Below are 14,794 nucleotides of genomic sequence, written 5' to 3'. Positions count from 1 at the left end.
ACAGCGGCGGGGTTCATGACAGCCTCCATCGGCTCGACATCAGGCCCGGAAAAGCAAAACCCGCCGGGCGATGGCCTAGCGGGTTTTTCCTACCTTTTTCAGTGTGCTTATACTATGTCAACCAACTGCCGCATCTCAAGACCGTTTCCTGAAAAACTTATCCAGCCAGATCAACATCTTGCGAGGAATTTTCAGAACGCACCCGCCGTCTCCACGGATGACGGTCGGGAATGAACGATGCAACCGCGTGGCTTTCAAGGCGGCCTGCAAGCGATCCTGCGAGGTATGCAAGCGCGTCCTGCCAGAGTTCCCACTCCAGCCGCGACAGGATCGCGCCGCGGATCGGATCGGACAGCACATACTTGCGATAGGCGCCCTTGACCGGCCTTTGCTTGCGACGATCAAACCCGTCCGTTTCGTATTCATAGACGCGCCCGAATGCATCGCGGCTCTTGCGGCTGACGAACCATGCCGGTTTTCCGGCGTGCTCGACTTCCCTCACGCGCGGCTTATCGGCCCGCCAGTCCGGGCCGAAGCCGAGGATGGCGGAGCCGGTGACGAGTGCCACGACGTAACGACCGGACAGCCGGTCGCCCTTCAAGCGCTGTTCCTCGACAACGCGGGCGACCTCTGCGGCGATCAGACCATGCTCGTCCGGCCATTCCGGGAATGGATGCCACCCGTCCGGGATCGAGAAGGACATTTCCGCCAGCGCCCGCACGGCCGCCCCGACCGCCAGCGCATCCGGATGCGGCTCGGCATATTCGAGGAAATCCGGCACAACGCCATAGATATTGGGCGAACGATCGATCAGCGTTCCGAGCACCGCGAAATCCCGCGTCATCGCCCAGGCGCTACTGAGACCGATGCCGACGCTCACATCCCCGCTTCCTACCTTGGGCAATTCCTGGGTGAAAGCCCAGTTCAAAAGCTTCTCAATGCTCACGGTCTTCATGGTCAAAACCCTTTCTGACAGTTCTGACAGTTTACCTGACAGTCTTCGGATAGTTTATTTATTATATTTCAATAGGTTAGACAGTTCTGACAGTTATTCCCGCATAACATATGGCATTCTCCGAACCTCCCCACACCCTTTACGTATAGGCGCGGGAAAACTATCCGAACTGTCAGCATCCATTGTTTTCATTTGCTTTTTTCGCCTCAAACTATCCGGTGAACTATCCGGAAAACTGTCGGAACTGTCAGACAGTTTTCCGGAATTCTGACGGTTGGAGCAAAGCCGCGACGGGGTTTCGGGGTCACAACGGTCCTCCGAAATCATCCGGCCATGGCTCCTCGAAGCGGCCGGGCGGCGGTTCGGGGCCGCGGTCCATGTAGGGCACATTGACCAGGCGGATGCCGCGATAGAGCACCACGCCCGTCGATCGGTCCTTCTGGAATTTCTTGCCCATGTCGCGCCCGAATGCGGTGTTGTTCATCGGCCGGCCGCCCTGGTCGACGGTGAAATCGCAATAGGCCTGATAGAGCACCTTGCCCTCGACAGGTGGGGCGCCATCGTCGCGCTGGATGCAGCGGGCAACGAAAGCCGCCGTGCGGTCCATGTCGTCGCGATAGGCCTGCGTCGCCTCCACGACGGCCTCCGGGATCACCAGACCCTCGCGCAGGTATATCTCGACGCCCTCGATCAGCCAGTTGAGAATGCCAGGATATTCGGGCTCGAAGGACGCGATCACGTCCTGAAACTCTCGCCGGTCTTCCTTGGCGATCTGTCGCGGCCAGTGGATGACCGCCATGCGCCGCCAGATGCCGTCATCCGTGCCGCTGATGCGTGGATATCCGTTACCGCTCATCATGGCGATGAATTTCGGCTCGAAATCCATGTAGCCGGAGAAGAGGTCACGCGCTGTCACCGTCTCGCCGCCCGTCAGCTCCTTGACGAGGTTTTCCCTGAGGTCCTCGCCTTCCGGCAGTTCCTTCACGCGCAGCATTCGCTTGCCATAAAGGCGCGCCAGATCGGGGCTTGCGCTGCCTGACGATCCGCCCTCGCCGATGATACTGGTCGATGGCAACGTCACGGCCGCCTCGCCCAGGACACGGCACAGCGTTTCCATGTAGACGGACTTGCCGTTGGCACCGTTTCCGTAGTGGAAGAACAGGTATTGCACGGTGATCCCCAGCATGCTGAGGCCGGAACTCACCTGCACCAGCCGCCGCACAGATTCATCGGGCAACTTGCTGGAGATGAATGCATTCCATCGTGGGCATGTCGCCTTTTTGTCATAGGCCACCGGCACGACGCTGGTAATCAGATCCTTGCGCCGGTGGCCTTCGATCACCTTCAGGCGGAAATCGGTGCAGACATCGATGAATTCAGGGGCATCCGGCGTATCCTCGAGGCTCACATGGCGCGGGTTTCTCCGCTTGGCCATGGTGCGCTCGAATTTCAGCGTGGCGTTCTTGACCGCCACCATCCACTTGTCGGCGTTGAAATCGTCCGGGCTGCGCATGATGTGCGGCGCAAGGCTCTCCAGCATGGCGTTGATCCTCGCCACGTTTTTCGAGGTCACCGCATGGTCGAGCCGGCGCTTGACCCGTTTTCCATGCCCCTCATCGGCCTTGTCGGCTTCAGCGACCAGTTTCTTTTCCTGCGCCGTGCGCTCGCTTTCCGGCTTATTGCGCGCCTCCTCGGCCAGGTCGATCACCATCTGTTCATAGGCGTTCGGCACGATGAACGCCGTCTCGGCCGCGATCCGGTCTCCGAGACGCTGCGCGATCGCCTTTGCCTTCTGTCCGCCATTCGCCACGTCCCAATGGGAGCCGGTCCAGACCGCGAATGTCGGCGTCTTGCCCTTCTCCTGCGCGACAACGAGCAGGTCGTCGCCGAAATGCAGCCGCAACCGCTTGCCGTTGTCCGTATCGGAATGATCGAACTCGGCGCAGAACGCGACGACAGCCGGATCGGCATCGCTGTCGCCGGCAATCGCCGCCACCGGCTCGCCCGCAGGGCCTTCAGGGGTTTCGGGGTTTTGCGCATAGCCCGCACGCTGCGCCTGCGCCTCGGCGAGTATCCTCGCGACGGCGTCAGGGATATTCGGCTTTTTGGTATCGGTCATTCTTTTGGCAGCCAGTATCGGGAGAGGATCAGATCGAAGACGAAGTGGGTGAGACCGCCGATGAGGAAAAGGGCGATAAGGCCGGGCCAAAGCCCCAGCCAGTCGACCCGGAACGAGGCCGCGAAAGCGCCGCCCATCCACGCGACAAGGAACAGACGGAACGCCGGTTTACGCATCGCCGCCTCCCATCGCCGCCGCCATCGCTTCGGCGAAATCCAGACCCTCGGGCGGCCACCAGATAGAGACCTGCCGTCCCTCCCGGGTATGGCGGGCTTTCGCCCGGGCCATGGCCGAGGCGGTCGCGACAGGTTCGCTGTCGCCATCGGCAAGCAGGACGAGGTCGGTGACATGGTCCGGAACATGGAGAGCGTCGCCGGTCTCGGCATCTGGGCGCGGAACCGGGCCTTGTACCCGGATCGCCCGAAGGCGCCCGGCCGTATCCTCCTTCTTCAGGGTCGGATGATTGAACGCCGATTTCGGATCGGCCGGGCCGGCGAGATTGCCGATATCGCCGGCCGCGAAATAGAACGTGTCGTCGCGCCAGCCCTCGGGAGCCGCGACGGCGCAGACGGTCTCGATCCCCTCGCCGCCCATCCACCTCCCGGAAGAGGGATCGCCATAGACCGGGATGAACCCGCCCTTCTTCGCGCCGCGCATCTTCTTGGTGGCAAGCGGCTCAAAGTATTCGGCATACAGCCATTTCTGGGTGGGCCTCTGCGCACCGACACCTGGTTCGTCGCGCATCCCCGCTTCGAATCCGGCCTTGGTCACACCCCATAGCATCGGCCGGCGCTTCGGCTGCTGCGACAGGTCGATCCATGTCTGGTGGCAGCCGATAATCCGGCCTCCGCAATCCATGAAAGGCGCGATCATCGCCGGCCCGTCATACAGCGCCAGCGGCCGGTCGAAATCGTCCTGCCCGTGCCAGTAGGTGCAGCGCGGGACGAACCTGAGGTGGACGAACACGCCGCCGGCGGGCACGAAACCCGTGCGCGCCTGCAGGTAGGAGGAAATGACCCGCGCCCCCTCCAGAGCGTCCGGTTCGTCCCTGCGGCAATCCATTGCGTTGAGGTAGATGCCGCGGCCCTTGCCGATCTCCCTTTCCCGGAAATCGGCCTGTTTCTTTTCCCTGTCCTGCCTGTCGGCATCGGCCTTGGCCTTCGCCTCGGCGATCCGCTTCAGGCGGGCTTCCCGTTCCTCGTCGCTTTCCCGCTCGGCGCCTTCCGGCACTTCTTCGCCGAGCACGGCGGCGCAGGCCTCGAGGAACTCCTCGCGTCGGCGCAGGTCGAGATGCAGGAGATGGGCGGCAAGACCGATCCCGTCGCGGCCGCCGTCCGCGCCCCGGCAGACCCAGACGCCTTTCTTGCGATTGACCGCGAAACGGTCATGGCCGCCGCAGCGCGGGCACGGACCCTGATATTCCGGCCTGCCCTTCGGCGCTTCGGGCACCTTCAGCCGGTCGGCCGCCGCATCGAAGGGGACGGCGCGGGCATTGGTGACGAATTCTTCGATTGCGGCGTTCATTGTGCCCTCAAAAAATTCGGACAAAAATATCCGAAATCGCTTGACGTTCGGACAAAAATATCCGAATATCCAGTCATTGAAACGGAGATGGACATGGACAAGCGAGACCGCTTCATCGCTGAACTCAGGGAAGAAGCAAAACGCCTTGGCCTCCCCTTCCGGGTCAACAAATCGAAAGGCAAAGGGGGGCACGCAATGGTCTTTATCGGAGACCGCTTCACCACCCTCCCGAGCCGGGAGATAGACCCGAAGACGGCGGCGAAGATCAGAAAGGGGCTGGGGCTGAAATAAGCCCCACTCCACATTTGTCCGGACCAGACAGCGGCCAATCGAGGCCATGAACGGAGACTGAAATGAGGACTTACTCTTACGCGGCCGTGTTCGAGCCGACCGAGCGAGACGGCGGCTTCACCGTCACGTTCCCGGATGTGCCGGAGGCAATCACGGAAGGCGACGACATGGCGGACGCCCGCGAGATGGCGGCCGATGCACTGGGCATCGTGCTGCTCACCTATCTGGAACAGGGAAAACCTCTCCCGGAGGCAAAGGCCGAAGGCGTGATGATCGCGCCTGACGCCGAGGTCGCGGCGAAGATCGCGGTGATCGAGACCTTTCGCGAAGCCGGGATTTCCCGCAGCGAACTGGCGCGCCGCATGGGCAAGGACGAGAAGGAAGCGAGGCGCGTTCTCGATCCTGACACCTCGACCAAGCTGCCGATGCTGGCGCTGGCCCTCTCGGCCATGGGCAAGCGGCTGGTGGTCGGGCTGGAAGCGGCGGAATAGAGGCATCATCACGCCGCTTCCAACTGAACCATCAATTCAGGGCAATTCGCCGCGACAATCGCTGCATATGGCGGCGGCGAAACGCTATTGCCACAGCAGGAGACCTGCACGTTCTTCGGAAAATCCACGAAGCGGCGATCCTCGCCTTCACCTTCCCACGCGCCATCGATGACGTAGTCAGGCGGGAAGCCTTGCGCATTGAACAGTTCGCGCGGGGTCAGCATGCGCATACCGATATCGACGACGACGAAGGTCTGTCCGCCGATGTCGAGCGTCACGAAATCCCGCTCGTCCCAGAAACCGTGCGCCCGAAGGAATGCCGCAACCTCGCGGGCGCGCTCCTCCTGATCCGGCGTGAACGGCGGCGCGTCAATGGCTGCCTCGACATGCCCGAAGCGGTCCTTGGTGGTCACCGTGTGGCAAGGGCCATCTTCGCGCGCGCCGTCGCCGGTACCGAAGTATTTCTGCAGGTATGGCGCAACCAGCTGCGACTTGTTCACGCCCGCCGTTACTGTCGCGGAAGGCTCGTCAACCGCATGGCCCACACTCGCGCCAAACTGCCGGGCGACGAACGCCGCAACGGTTCCCTGTTGCGCGCCGGTGGCGGTGACCGTAGAAAGAGGCTCATCAGCCTCCCTGCCCGGATTAACCCCGCCGACCCGACGGCTGTCGTTGTTGTGCTGGGCAATGAACGCCGCCGCCACACACCCGTCGGCTTTGGTGGTGACGGTCGCCAGCGGTTCGTCTCCGCCGCGTGGGCGGCTTTGTCCGGCGCGCCCGCCGCAACCGACAAGTGTCGGAACAATGACGGCATGCCTGTTTTCCGTGGTGACGGTATTGAGCGGTTTTTCGGGGTCGGCCGAGCGGTCCTCGCCGCCAGCGCCCGGCCCGTAATATGCCGTCAGATGAGGAGCAACAAGCGACAGGCCGGCACCACCGGCCGTGATCGTATGCGTCGGCTCGTCCGCCCCGTTGAACGGTTTCCCCGAATTGCGCATCGTCATCAGATGCGGCGCGACGATACCGAGAGGAGCCGCACCGCCCGGACGCTTGATATAGCTGTTGGCGGTAACGGTCGGCATGGGTTCATCCATGGCGCTGCCGGTCGCGCCGCTGTTGAAGCGCGTGATGGATGGCGAAACGACCGCATGCTTGACGCCGCCGGCGACCACTGTCCCAAGGGGGGCGTCAACATCCATCACCCGCGGCGGCTGCCCCGCTCGCTCTCCGTAGCCGGTCTGCACGATGAACGGCCTGTCAGCATCGAGCACATAGCGCTTCATGCCACGCGCGACGCGGGCCATGGTGTTGCCCGCCAGCGGGCGGACGGCCCGCAATCCGTGCTTGCTCCAGATTTCGGCCGCCGTATCGAATATGGACGGGCAAGGCAGAGACCAGTCGATGATCTCGGCCGCCACGCGCCATGTCAGCTTTTTCCCGGCAATCACATCAGGATCGTCAGGCGCGCCATGCGTCGGCTCCGGCCAGGCGATCTTTTTCCCATCGAACCTGACGATCAGAAATAGCCGCTTGCGGATGGTCGGCGCGCCGTAGTCGCAGGCCCGAAGCTCGCGCCACTCGATCTTTCCACCCAACTTACGGATGGCCTTGCACCACGCCTGAAACGTCTGGCCGCGCCGCTCCGGGCAAGGCATCAGGCCGCGCTCGGTCTCGATCAGCGGCCCCCAGTCCTTCCATTCCTCGACGTTCTCCATGGTGACGACATCGACCCGGCCGCCCGATTTCTGGATGCGTTCAATCCATCCGGGAATGATCCAGGCGAGATCGCGAATGTTGCGCTCGACCGGCTTGCCGCCCTTCGCCTTCGAGAAATGCTTGCAGTCCGGCGAGAAGTGCATGAGGCCGATATGGCGGCCTCGCATATGGTCGAGCGGATCGACGTGGTAGACGTTTTCCGAAAGGTGAAGCGTTTCCGGGTGGTTTGCTGCATGCAGCGCCAGCGCCGCCGGATTGTGGTTGATGGCGATATCGGGCGAGCGGCCGAGCGCCATCTCGATTCCCGTGGACGCCCCGCCGCCGCCGGCAAAACTGTCGACGATCATCGGGCGGCCCTTCGGCTCCGCCTGCATCAGATCAAGCGTGGATGCAGAGCCGAAGAGAGAGTGCATGTTCATCGCGCACCCCTCCCCGCCGTAGCCGCCGCCGCCAGCGCCGGACCGGCCTTCACCAGCTCCGCCAGATCCTTGTCGGTGGCGATGCGCAGCTGCCCCTTCACCTGCAGGGCATGCAGCGTGTTATCCAGTTCCTCCGGCCAGCGGTCGCGGCGCAAAGCGATGAAAGGCGTGCCCTGAGACCAGCCGCGCAGCTGCGGCACGCGATGGAGAAACCTCATGTGCTCGACCTTGTCGAAGTCGAGATCGAACTCGATGGCCGTGCGGCGGCATTCGTTAAACGAGGGCGCGATGACCAGCAGGATGCGGCTCTTGTCCTTCATCGGCCCGCCCTCGCGGCGAGGTCTGCGACCAGCGACCGGCCGAGATCGGTCAGCGCCCAATGGGAGGTTTTTCCCCAGCGGCGCACCAGGCCGTCGCGGATCAGCCCACCCATGGTCCGCTCGACCGCGGTCGCGCTGGCGCCGAAGCGGGCGGCGATCTCGCTCTTGTTCGCCTTCAGCACGCCGTCATGCGCCTCATGGATGGCCAGCAGCACGGACGATGCGAGCTTGGTCCAGACGCCCTTGCACCCGGCCTCGCCCGTCACCTTGGCCGCGACATCTTCCAGCACCTGCGCGCCGCCGTCTGCAAACGGCAGGACATATGCATGGGTTTTCCCGGCATGGGCGGCGATAGCCTCGCCATAAACCCTCCTCGCCCCTTCCACGGTCAATCGCTCCTGCAGGAGCAAGGCCATTTCCGTTTTCTCGTGCGGCAGCAGCGCAGAGAATCTCTGATCCGGCATGGTAAAATACCCGAACGCATACAGTTCCATCGGTTCAGCTCCATTTCGATTCAGGAAGGAAAATTGGGGTGTGCGCCCTGCCGGGCCGGTCGGTGATAGCGAGGGCCATGGTCATTCCGCAGCCTCCCCTCCGAACAGCGGGCCAGCGGGCTGGACGAGCCCCCTGCGCTTGACGATCTCCCTGCTCCTCTCTCCAGGGCCAGCCAGGCAAAGTCGCATGCGTTCCGCGATGTCCTTCTGGTACTCAGCCTCGCGCTCGATCAGGATCGCGCTGCAACCTTCCCTCCATGCCGCCTCGCCGGTCGTGCCGGTGCCAGCAAATGCGTCGAGCACCGTGCCGCCTGGCGGCGTCACCAGCCGCACGAGGTAGCGCATCAGGTCTACTGGCTTCACAGTGGGGTGTTTCGATCCTATGCGATCGTCTGCATCGGCTTTGGCGGAGTAGAAGAAACGGGCGGCAGATCCGCCATCATCGCGTGGCGCGACCGTTGGGCGCGGGCCATAATCACCATAGACAGCCGTACCTTGCTTTGGAGCAAAGGTGTCATTGACTTCGCGCTGCTGCCCAGACGCTTCTGGAAATGCTTCTATGACCTCCGCGCTGCCGTCATGGATGAGGTTGGCAGGCCAGCGTCCGACATATTCTTTCGCCTCACGTTGCGTTCCTCGCCTTGCCGCAGCCGTGTCAGCATGACCTAGACGGTTTCCTTCGCATGGCGCGAGAGATGTGTATGCCGCTGTCCTAATTTCATCACCTATGCGACAGCCATCGATGTTCACTGCACCTGTGCCGTGTAGCAGCACATTGGCCGTCCCGGTCTTCTCGCTGAACGGCTTCTGCCCCATATAGATCGGCTCGATGGCCGGCTTGAGCGCCTGGCCGCCATACCGCCACCCATCGAACCATTCTGCCTTGATACGGGTTGCCTTCGGGAAGCCGGAACCGAAGATCCAGCCCAGCATCCCACCCAGTTCCTTGTGCACCATCAGCCGCGTGAGCGCGTCGAGCTGCGGCTTCGTGAGCGTGGCGAGAAAATCCGCCGCGTCGTCATGCTCCATCAGGAAGGCGATCAGCGGATGGCCGATGAAGCCCGCCTCCTCGATCGCAACCGACATGCGCCCGTAACCGCGCGTCGAGGCAAACGCCAGCAGATAGCCGCCGGGTTTCAGCACACGCAGCACCGCCTCCCAGGTCTTAACCCGAAATGCGATGTCGCCCCCATCCCACTCTTTGCCCATGAACCCAGCCGAAGCGCGCCCGAATGCCCCAGTGGCACCAGATTTAGCCGCAGCCGAGCCTTCCTTTCCGAACCGCTCGACGATGCTTGTCAGATGATATGGCGGGTCCATGACCGCGCTATCGATGCTGTTTTCCGGCAGCCCCGACAGAACCTCGAGGCAATCACCCGAGTGCAGAATCACCCGTCCGCCGAGAAAACTCTGGTAGTCCATCATGCGGCCCTCCCGCTCGCCACGGACAGGTGCGCCGGGCAATACGGCGAAAGACCATCCGTCCGGATACCGCAACAGGACATGTGCGGCCCCGCCTTTTCATCGAAGGCCTGCAACGGAAACCGGCATTGCCCCCGCTTGAGGTCGACAAAGGCGACCGGCTCGCAGCCCTGCAGGCGGAACACGGAGAGGTCTCGCGAGACTGCCTCGCGCGGAACGAACGACCACCCAGGCCTTTGCGGTTCTGCGGGGCGCTGCGCGGGAAGCGGCGACGTCGCCTCCGGCATGGATTTTGACGATTGCTCGCGGCGCGCGGATGGCCGCCCCAGGCGTTCCCGTTTCGGCGGAAAACGGTCACGGTTCCGATGGACGACCCCTAAGATGGCGTTTCGCGACGTCGCGAACCTGACGGCGATCTGCGTTGCGCTCTTGCCCTCGCGCCACAGTTTCTCCATGGTCGCCAGATCGGCGTCCGACCACCCACGTCCGCCACCGCCGCGCGTCTCCCGCTTCGCCGGGAACCGATCGCGGTTGCGTTGTGCAAACGCAATAATTGCGGCGCGTGTCACGCCGAATCGTTCGGCGATCTGCGCGGGGTTCACCCCCTCGACCCACAGCTTTTGAATGGCATCGATACGTTCCCGCGACCAGCCCATTATCTGCCCTCCCCGACCGGTCGCGGCCAGCGCTTGCTGCCCGGCTTTCGCCAGTCTCCGCCCCGCTCGACGTTCATCTGTGCTGCGAGGTCGAGCGGGTGGCCACGGCCGATGATCGAGACGGCCAGAAGGCCGATTTCCACCGGCGCAAACCCCTCGACGAAGTGCTGATCGGGACGCTCGCTCATCGGAACGTCCCTCCGGTATGAGCCCTGAGGCCGTCCTGCAGGCTTTTCATGCTTTCGTTGAAGCAGTTGGTGATTTCGCGTCTTTCGGCCTCGTCGAGATGACCGTCGGAATGCCCGTCCCGGAACGCTCTCAGCAACTCGCCCACCGCGTTAACAGCGTCGAGAACATGATCCAGGGTGAGACTGGTCTCGTCGCCGCCGGCAATCGGCACCAGCCGGTAGCCCAGCATGTCGGCCAGCGCCGCGGTCATCACCGGCTGCCCCGCCAGCAACTCGCAATCGAGGATCACGTCGAGCGGCATGAAATCCGGATAGTCGCCGCCGACATAGCGGCTGATCTGCGGTTCGTTCACGCGGGAACAGGCGGCAAGCTGCTTGGCCTTGCCGGCGGCGATGATCGCCGCACGGGTCGAGGCCTTCAGTCTGGCGCGGTCATGTTCGGTGCTGGGGCGCATGCGACCTCCTCGAAAAGTCAACGAAATTCCCTGCCCCGGAATTTCGCTGACCCCGGGTGCGGCAACAGATAGAAATCTTTGTGTTCCAAGTACTTGTTAGAACATTCTAACGTACAACATCAATCTCACGGGGGACCGCAACATGCGAGCGTCTGATAATCACCGTGCGGGCGGCGGGCTTTGCCCCTACGTTCGCGACCTCTCCTCTCCGCTTCGAAGCATGCATTCGCGCGGGTCGATGGGTGCTGACGGCCTTGCGAGCCGGACCAGACCGCCCTCCCGGTGGATTTGGTCGCGGCGGCGGGAGTTGAACCCGCTGTCTCCTGGTTATGAGCCAGGCGAGATGACCGTTTCTCCACGCCGACATGGGAAAGGGGAAGAGGCATCATTCAGCAGCCTCCTGACCGACCCTTCCGTCGCGAAGGATGAGCATGAGCAGCCGACGCATGGTGGAAGACATGCGTGCGCCGTTTTCGCAGCGCGAAACAGTCGAGCGATCAACACCGAGCATGTTGGCCAGGTCGAGCTGCGTCCAACCGTTCTCTAACCGTATCTGTCTCAAGTCAGGATCGTGGGTCATGTCGAGAAATGTGCATAACGCACATCCTCCTGTCAAGTCGAAACGCACACCAAGAGAGTGCAATATGCACATCATGTCCTATGATGACCGGCCGGATGCGGCGAAAAGACTTGAGCAGGCGCGTATTGCGCGCGGTTTTTCAGACGCGAAGAAGGCGACGACCTTTTTCGGCTGGAAATACGATACCTATGCACAGCATGAAAATGGCACGCGTGGATTGACGCGAGCTGCAAAACAATATGCCAAGGCATTCCGGGTCAGCGAGGCCTGGCTGCTGACCGGGGAAGGGTCGGGCCCGGGGCAGCCCCAAGAAGTGCCGCTCAAGGGCAAGGTCGGGGCCGGAGCGGAGGTCTATGCGCTGGACAACGGCTCTGACGATACCGTCGAGGCACCGGCGGGAGCCGCTCCCAGCACTGTTGCCGTGGAAGTTAGCGGAGACTCGATGTTTCCGGCCTATGAGGACCGTACCCTTCTTTACTACTCGAAACTTCTGCCACCCGAGCAGATGCTCAATCGCCGCTGCGTCGTCCAGCTCGCCAACGGCAAGATCTTTGTTAAGGTCCTTCGGAAAGGCAGCGGAGGAGACCTCTACACGCTGCAGAGCCTCAATCCGCTTTATTCGGACATTACCGATCAACAAGTGGATTGGGCGGCGCCGATCGATTGGGTGAAGCCCCGTTAAGAGACCTCACCCATCGGGTAGCGTTATTGCATGACACCCTGATCCGCGCCGGAAGAGATCCTTGTATAGGGCTCGAAGGACGGAGGAATGACTCCTCCGCCCGCTTTGCTGAAGTGCTCGGCGCATTCCTTTTCCGTCAGCTTCCGCGTTAGGTTCTTGGTCACGTCTCCGTAAAGGCTCGTGTCCGACACGACGCCGGCGAACTCGAAAGTGCGATCCGCGGCGTTGGGCAGAACCTGCGCCAGGGAGGTGATGTTCTCGAGATTCTGCGAGACCCCACCATTCAGCTGGACCGTTCCGCTGTAGGGGACATCAACGACCCGCTGTGCGAATTCGTGATGATAGATCATCTCCTGCATAGGACCGACATTGATCTTCTGGCTAAAGGCCAGATTCTCCTCCCTCTCCTCACTCACGTCCGACTGATCGGAGACAGAGATTTCCTTGCTGAATTTGGCGCCGATCTTGCCATTCACCACGAAGGAAAATGAGACTTCGGCCGATACATCCTGAGAGTTCTTCACTGTCTTGGTCTTCACGACCCTCGTACCGACCTTGGATCGGAACGAGTGATTGAAGCCGTATTCCTGTCGCTCAGTGCTGCAGTTCAGATATGTGGCGCGCAAGCCGAAGTACATGGTAGGGATATCCTGCCAGTTCGGCTCTTCCACCTTCACCACCGGGCGAACTTCGATCTGGAACGATCCGTTGGACGTTAGCTTGCCCATGACGTCTTTGTAACGCGTTTCGTATTTGTCGTAGCAGTCCTGCTCGTAGCACTGCGGACCAATATGGCCATCATCCTCGGGAGGAATCCTTGCATCGTCGGCCGCCGGCGTTGACATGATCGCGCCCCCAACATCGCAAGGCAGCTTGCGTGGAGGCCTGCACCACTGTCCTACGACAACCCGATACTCAGACCGGCTGACAATGTAGTCCCTAAGCTGAGCCAGCCTTGCATTTACAACACTGAGCACATCCGTCTCAAGCTTCCCTGTCGAGGTCGCAGCTTGAATGGCGTTCATCAGAGACATGTCGGTGGGCAGAAAAGTCCCGTTCAGCTCGGCGCTGCCGCTGCATTCGCAGACCGGTCGGCCGCCCCCACTCGCATTCTGGCACTCGGCGGCCTGCCCCAGTTGGCAGTCGATCGAGCACGTGTCCCCCACATCGTTGCTTGCACTGCAACTTGCAGCGAGGGACGAATTATATCCCCCAGCAAGCGTACCGACGAGCAAAGTCATTACTGCTATAATGCGTCGCATACTCCCCTCCACGACATTTATAACTACGGATTCACTATGATGTGGGCACCGCGGATTGCATATTGCTAAAATTCGCACATAGCGGGAATTTTTAGTGTGCATTTTGCACATTGACGCCACATCCAATTGTGTGCATTATGCACATCGTTGGCTGAGCGTTCTCCATGTATCGGCCTTCCTTCCGGCCTTTCCCAATGCACTGGAGCCCGCACATGATCCACTTTCAACCAGTAGCCACCACACCGCCGGTTCCCCAGCCGCCGCGCTGCATCCGCTCCCTGCAGGAGAGGATGGCGGACGACATGCGCGAACTGGCTTTCGCGGGGCGCAATGTCAGCCTCGAAACGCTTGGCGAGCGCGGCTGGACCATCGACACCATCAAGCGCCTCGCGCCGGAAGCCCGCGAGATTGCACGGCGCAAATCAACCCGTCAGGTCGGAGCGGCCTGACATGGAAGATGTTGGCAATCGCGCTTCACTTGATCTTGAGCAGACGGGCCGCAGCCGTGCCGTCGGGTCCGTATCGATCATAGGCGACCCGGCAGAACACCTTGTCAGCGTCACCAGTCGAGACGGTCTGCTGCCATTCACGCCACCTCATGATTTGCTGGTAGGCCTGCATCACCCGCGGCACCCGGTCACCGCGCCGGGAGACGTCATCGATCGTCGTGCCCATCGTCTCCAGGTAGAAGGGAAAGCCACTACCAACGGCGAGATCGGGGCACGCCTGCACCACCCTGAACATGTAGGCGGACGTAACCGCCACATCATCGACATCTCCAGGCAGCCGGTTGTCACCGGCGACGACGAGGTCGGCGAGGTCGGGCGCCTTCGCCTCTCTCGCGAGGAGGAACCCGCTCTCCACCGTGCCATTCCTGCCGAAGAGCTTTTCGCCCTCCGCGCAAATATCACCCATGGTCATGTCACGCATCTGGCTGATCTGAACTTCCGCGCCAGCCCGGAAATCGGGCGAAGCGTCCTTGTCGAGCCCGTAGAGATAGGTGGCGCTATTGACCAGCCGGGGACCAGCCCGGAGCGTCGGGCAGCCGGAGAGATAAGCAGCGGCCATGCCGACCGTGCCCGCATCCTGCCCGAAGGAGACACCCGCGAAGCCGCACCACAAGGCGACCGCGACAACAACACGCGCAAACATCCGAAATCCCTTTCCCCGGCAAGTGGCGTTCATCGTCGCCCGCATTCCGCTCGCAATCAAGAGGCGAG

At 62.0% G+C, this 14,794-nt stretch carries 18 protein-coding genes and 1 tRNA gene; 4 read left to right on the top strand and 15 right to left on the bottom strand.

Annotated features, from left to right (window positions below; translation table 11 throughout):
- Positions 1–157: 157 nt before the first annotated feature.
- The 4 genes from ACLBKR_RS07120 to ACLBKR_RS07105 all read right to left on the bottom strand — a co-directional run bounded on the left by ACLBKR_RS07120 (position 158) and on the right by ACLBKR_RS07105 (position 4,598).
- Positions 158–955, bottom strand: a complete 798-nt coding sequence (locus tag ACLBKR_RS07120; protein WP_414901158.1) for a hypothetical protein — start codon at positions 953–955, stop codon at positions 158–160.
- Between the two features lie 304 nt (positions 956–1,259).
- A complete protein-coding gene (locus ACLBKR_RS07115; RefSeq protein WP_414901156.1) occupies positions 1,260–3,074 on the bottom strand; it encodes a phage/plasmid primase, P4 family in 1,815 nt (604 codons plus the stop codon).
- The gene (locus tag ACLBKR_RS07110) at positions 3,071–3,250 is read right to left on the bottom strand and encodes a hypothetical protein (protein ID WP_414901154.1); all 180 of its coding nucleotides are present in this window, start codon (positions 3,248–3,250) and stop codon (positions 3,071–3,073) included. Before ACLBKR_RS07110 ends, ACLBKR_RS07115 begins: the two co-directional genes overlap by 4 nt.
- Complete coding sequence (locus tag ACLBKR_RS07105; RefSeq protein ID WP_414901152.1) at positions 3,243–4,598, bottom strand: primase-helicase zinc-binding domain-containing protein; 1,356 nt, start codon at positions 4,596–4,598, stop codon at positions 3,243–3,245. The genes ACLBKR_RS07110 and ACLBKR_RS07105 overlap by 8 nt, the downstream gene beginning before the upstream one ends.
- A 93-nt stretch (positions 4,599–4,691) precedes the next feature.
- Between ACLBKR_RS07105 and ACLBKR_RS07100 the strand changes: the two genes are divergently transcribed.
- Together ACLBKR_RS07100 and ACLBKR_RS07095 are read left to right on the top strand one after the other, a co-directional pair.
- Positions 4,692–4,889: a hypothetical protein gene (locus tag ACLBKR_RS07100; protein ID WP_414901150.1), complete on the top strand. Its 198-nt coding sequence runs from the start codon at positions 4,692–4,694 to the stop codon at positions 4,887–4,889.
- A 62-nt stretch (positions 4,890–4,951) separates the two neighbouring features.
- The gene (locus ACLBKR_RS07095) at positions 4,952–5,380 is read left to right on the top strand and encodes a type II toxin-antitoxin system HicB family antitoxin (RefSeq protein WP_414901148.1); all 429 of its coding nucleotides are present in this window, start codon (positions 4,952–4,954) and stop codon (positions 5,378–5,380) included.
- An 8-nt stretch (positions 5,381–5,388) separates the two neighbouring features.
- Here the strand turns inward: ACLBKR_RS07095 and ACLBKR_RS07090 are convergent, their stop codons facing one another.
- From ACLBKR_RS07090 to ACLBKR_RS07050, 9 genes are all read right to left on the bottom strand, one after another.
- Complete coding sequence (locus tag ACLBKR_RS07090; protein ID WP_414901146.1) at positions 5,389–7,515, bottom strand: DNA cytosine methyltransferase; 2,127 nt, start codon at positions 7,513–7,515, stop codon at positions 5,389–5,391.
- Complete coding sequence (locus ACLBKR_RS07085; RefSeq protein WP_414901144.1) at positions 7,512–7,835, bottom strand: hypothetical protein; 324 nt, start codon at positions 7,833–7,835, stop codon at positions 7,512–7,514. Before ACLBKR_RS07085 ends, ACLBKR_RS07090 begins: the two co-directional genes overlap by 4 nt.
- Positions 7,832–8,299 (bottom strand): hypothetical protein, encoded by a 468-nt coding sequence (locus tag ACLBKR_RS07080; RefSeq protein ID WP_414901142.1) that lies wholly within the window; start codon positions 8,297–8,299, stop codon positions 7,832–7,834. The genes ACLBKR_RS07085 and ACLBKR_RS07080 overlap by 4 nt, the downstream gene beginning before the upstream one ends.
- A gap of 111 nt (positions 8,300–8,410) precedes the next feature.
- Positions 8,411–9,754: a DNA methyltransferase gene (locus tag ACLBKR_RS07075; RefSeq protein WP_414901140.1), complete on the bottom strand. Its 1,344-nt coding sequence runs from the start codon at positions 9,752–9,754 to the stop codon at positions 8,411–8,413.
- A complete protein-coding gene (locus tag ACLBKR_RS07070) occupies positions 9,751–10,407 on the bottom strand; it encodes a GcrA family cell cycle regulator (RefSeq protein ID WP_414901138.1) in 657 nt (218 codons plus the stop codon). The genes ACLBKR_RS07075 and ACLBKR_RS07070 overlap by 4 nt, the downstream gene beginning before the upstream one ends.
- Positions 10,407–10,595: a hypothetical protein gene (locus ACLBKR_RS07065; protein WP_414901136.1), complete on the bottom strand. Its 189-nt coding sequence runs from the start codon at positions 10,593–10,595 to the stop codon at positions 10,407–10,409. Before ACLBKR_RS07065 ends, ACLBKR_RS07070 begins: the two co-directional genes overlap by 1 nt.
- The gene (locus tag ACLBKR_RS07060) at positions 10,592–11,050 is read right to left on the bottom strand and encodes a phage regulatory CII family protein (RefSeq protein WP_414901134.1); all 459 of its coding nucleotides are present in this window, start codon (positions 11,048–11,050) and stop codon (positions 10,592–10,594) included. Before ACLBKR_RS07060 ends, ACLBKR_RS07065 begins: the two co-directional genes overlap by 4 nt.
- Before the next feature lie 289 nt (positions 11,051–11,339).
- Positions 11,340–11,415 (bottom strand) — tRNA-Met (locus tag ACLBKR_RS07055).
- Between the two features lie 20 nt (positions 11,416–11,435).
- Entirely contained in the window at positions 11,436–11,630 is a 195-nt protein-coding gene (locus ACLBKR_RS07050) for a helix-turn-helix domain-containing protein (RefSeq protein WP_162757589.1), read from the bottom strand.
- Between the two features lie 64 nt (positions 11,631–11,694).
- Between ACLBKR_RS07050 and ACLBKR_RS07045 the strand changes: the two genes are divergently transcribed.
- Positions 11,695–12,312 (top strand): S24 family peptidase, encoded by a 618-nt coding sequence (locus tag ACLBKR_RS07045; RefSeq protein WP_414901132.1) that lies wholly within the window; start codon positions 11,695–11,697, stop codon positions 12,310–12,312.
- 23 nt (positions 12,313–12,335) lie between these two features.
- On the opposite strand, the gene ACLBKR_RS07040 is transcribed toward ACLBKR_RS07045, so the two are convergent.
- On the bottom strand, positions 12,336–13,553 hold the full coding sequence (locus ACLBKR_RS07040) for a hypothetical protein (RefSeq protein ID WP_414901130.1): 1,218 nt from the start codon (positions 13,551–13,553) through the stop codon (positions 12,336–12,338).
- Between the two features lie 233 nt (positions 13,554–13,786).
- On the opposite strand from ACLBKR_RS07040, the gene ACLBKR_RS07035 reads away from it, so the two are divergent.
- On the top strand, positions 13,787–14,023 hold the full coding sequence (locus tag ACLBKR_RS07035; RefSeq protein WP_414901128.1) for a hypothetical protein: 237 nt from the start codon (positions 13,787–13,789) through the stop codon (positions 14,021–14,023).
- 25 nt (positions 14,024–14,048) lie between these two features.
- On the opposite strand, the gene ACLBKR_RS07030 is transcribed toward ACLBKR_RS07035, so the two are convergent.
- On the bottom strand, positions 14,049–14,726 hold the full coding sequence (locus ACLBKR_RS07030) for a hypothetical protein (RefSeq protein ID WP_414901126.1): 678 nt from the start codon (positions 14,724–14,726) through the stop codon (positions 14,049–14,051).
- Between the last annotated feature and the right edge of the window lie 68 nt (positions 14,727–14,794).

Source organism: Paenirhizobium cremeum (genome assembly GCF_047553425.1).
Classification (GTDB): domain Bacteria; phylum Pseudomonadota; class Alphaproteobacteria; order Rhizobiales; family Rhizobiaceae; genus Allorhizobium; species Allorhizobium cremeum.
Note: the sequence above shows the minus strand (reverse complement) of the source record. Positions and strands in the feature narration are given on the sequence as shown.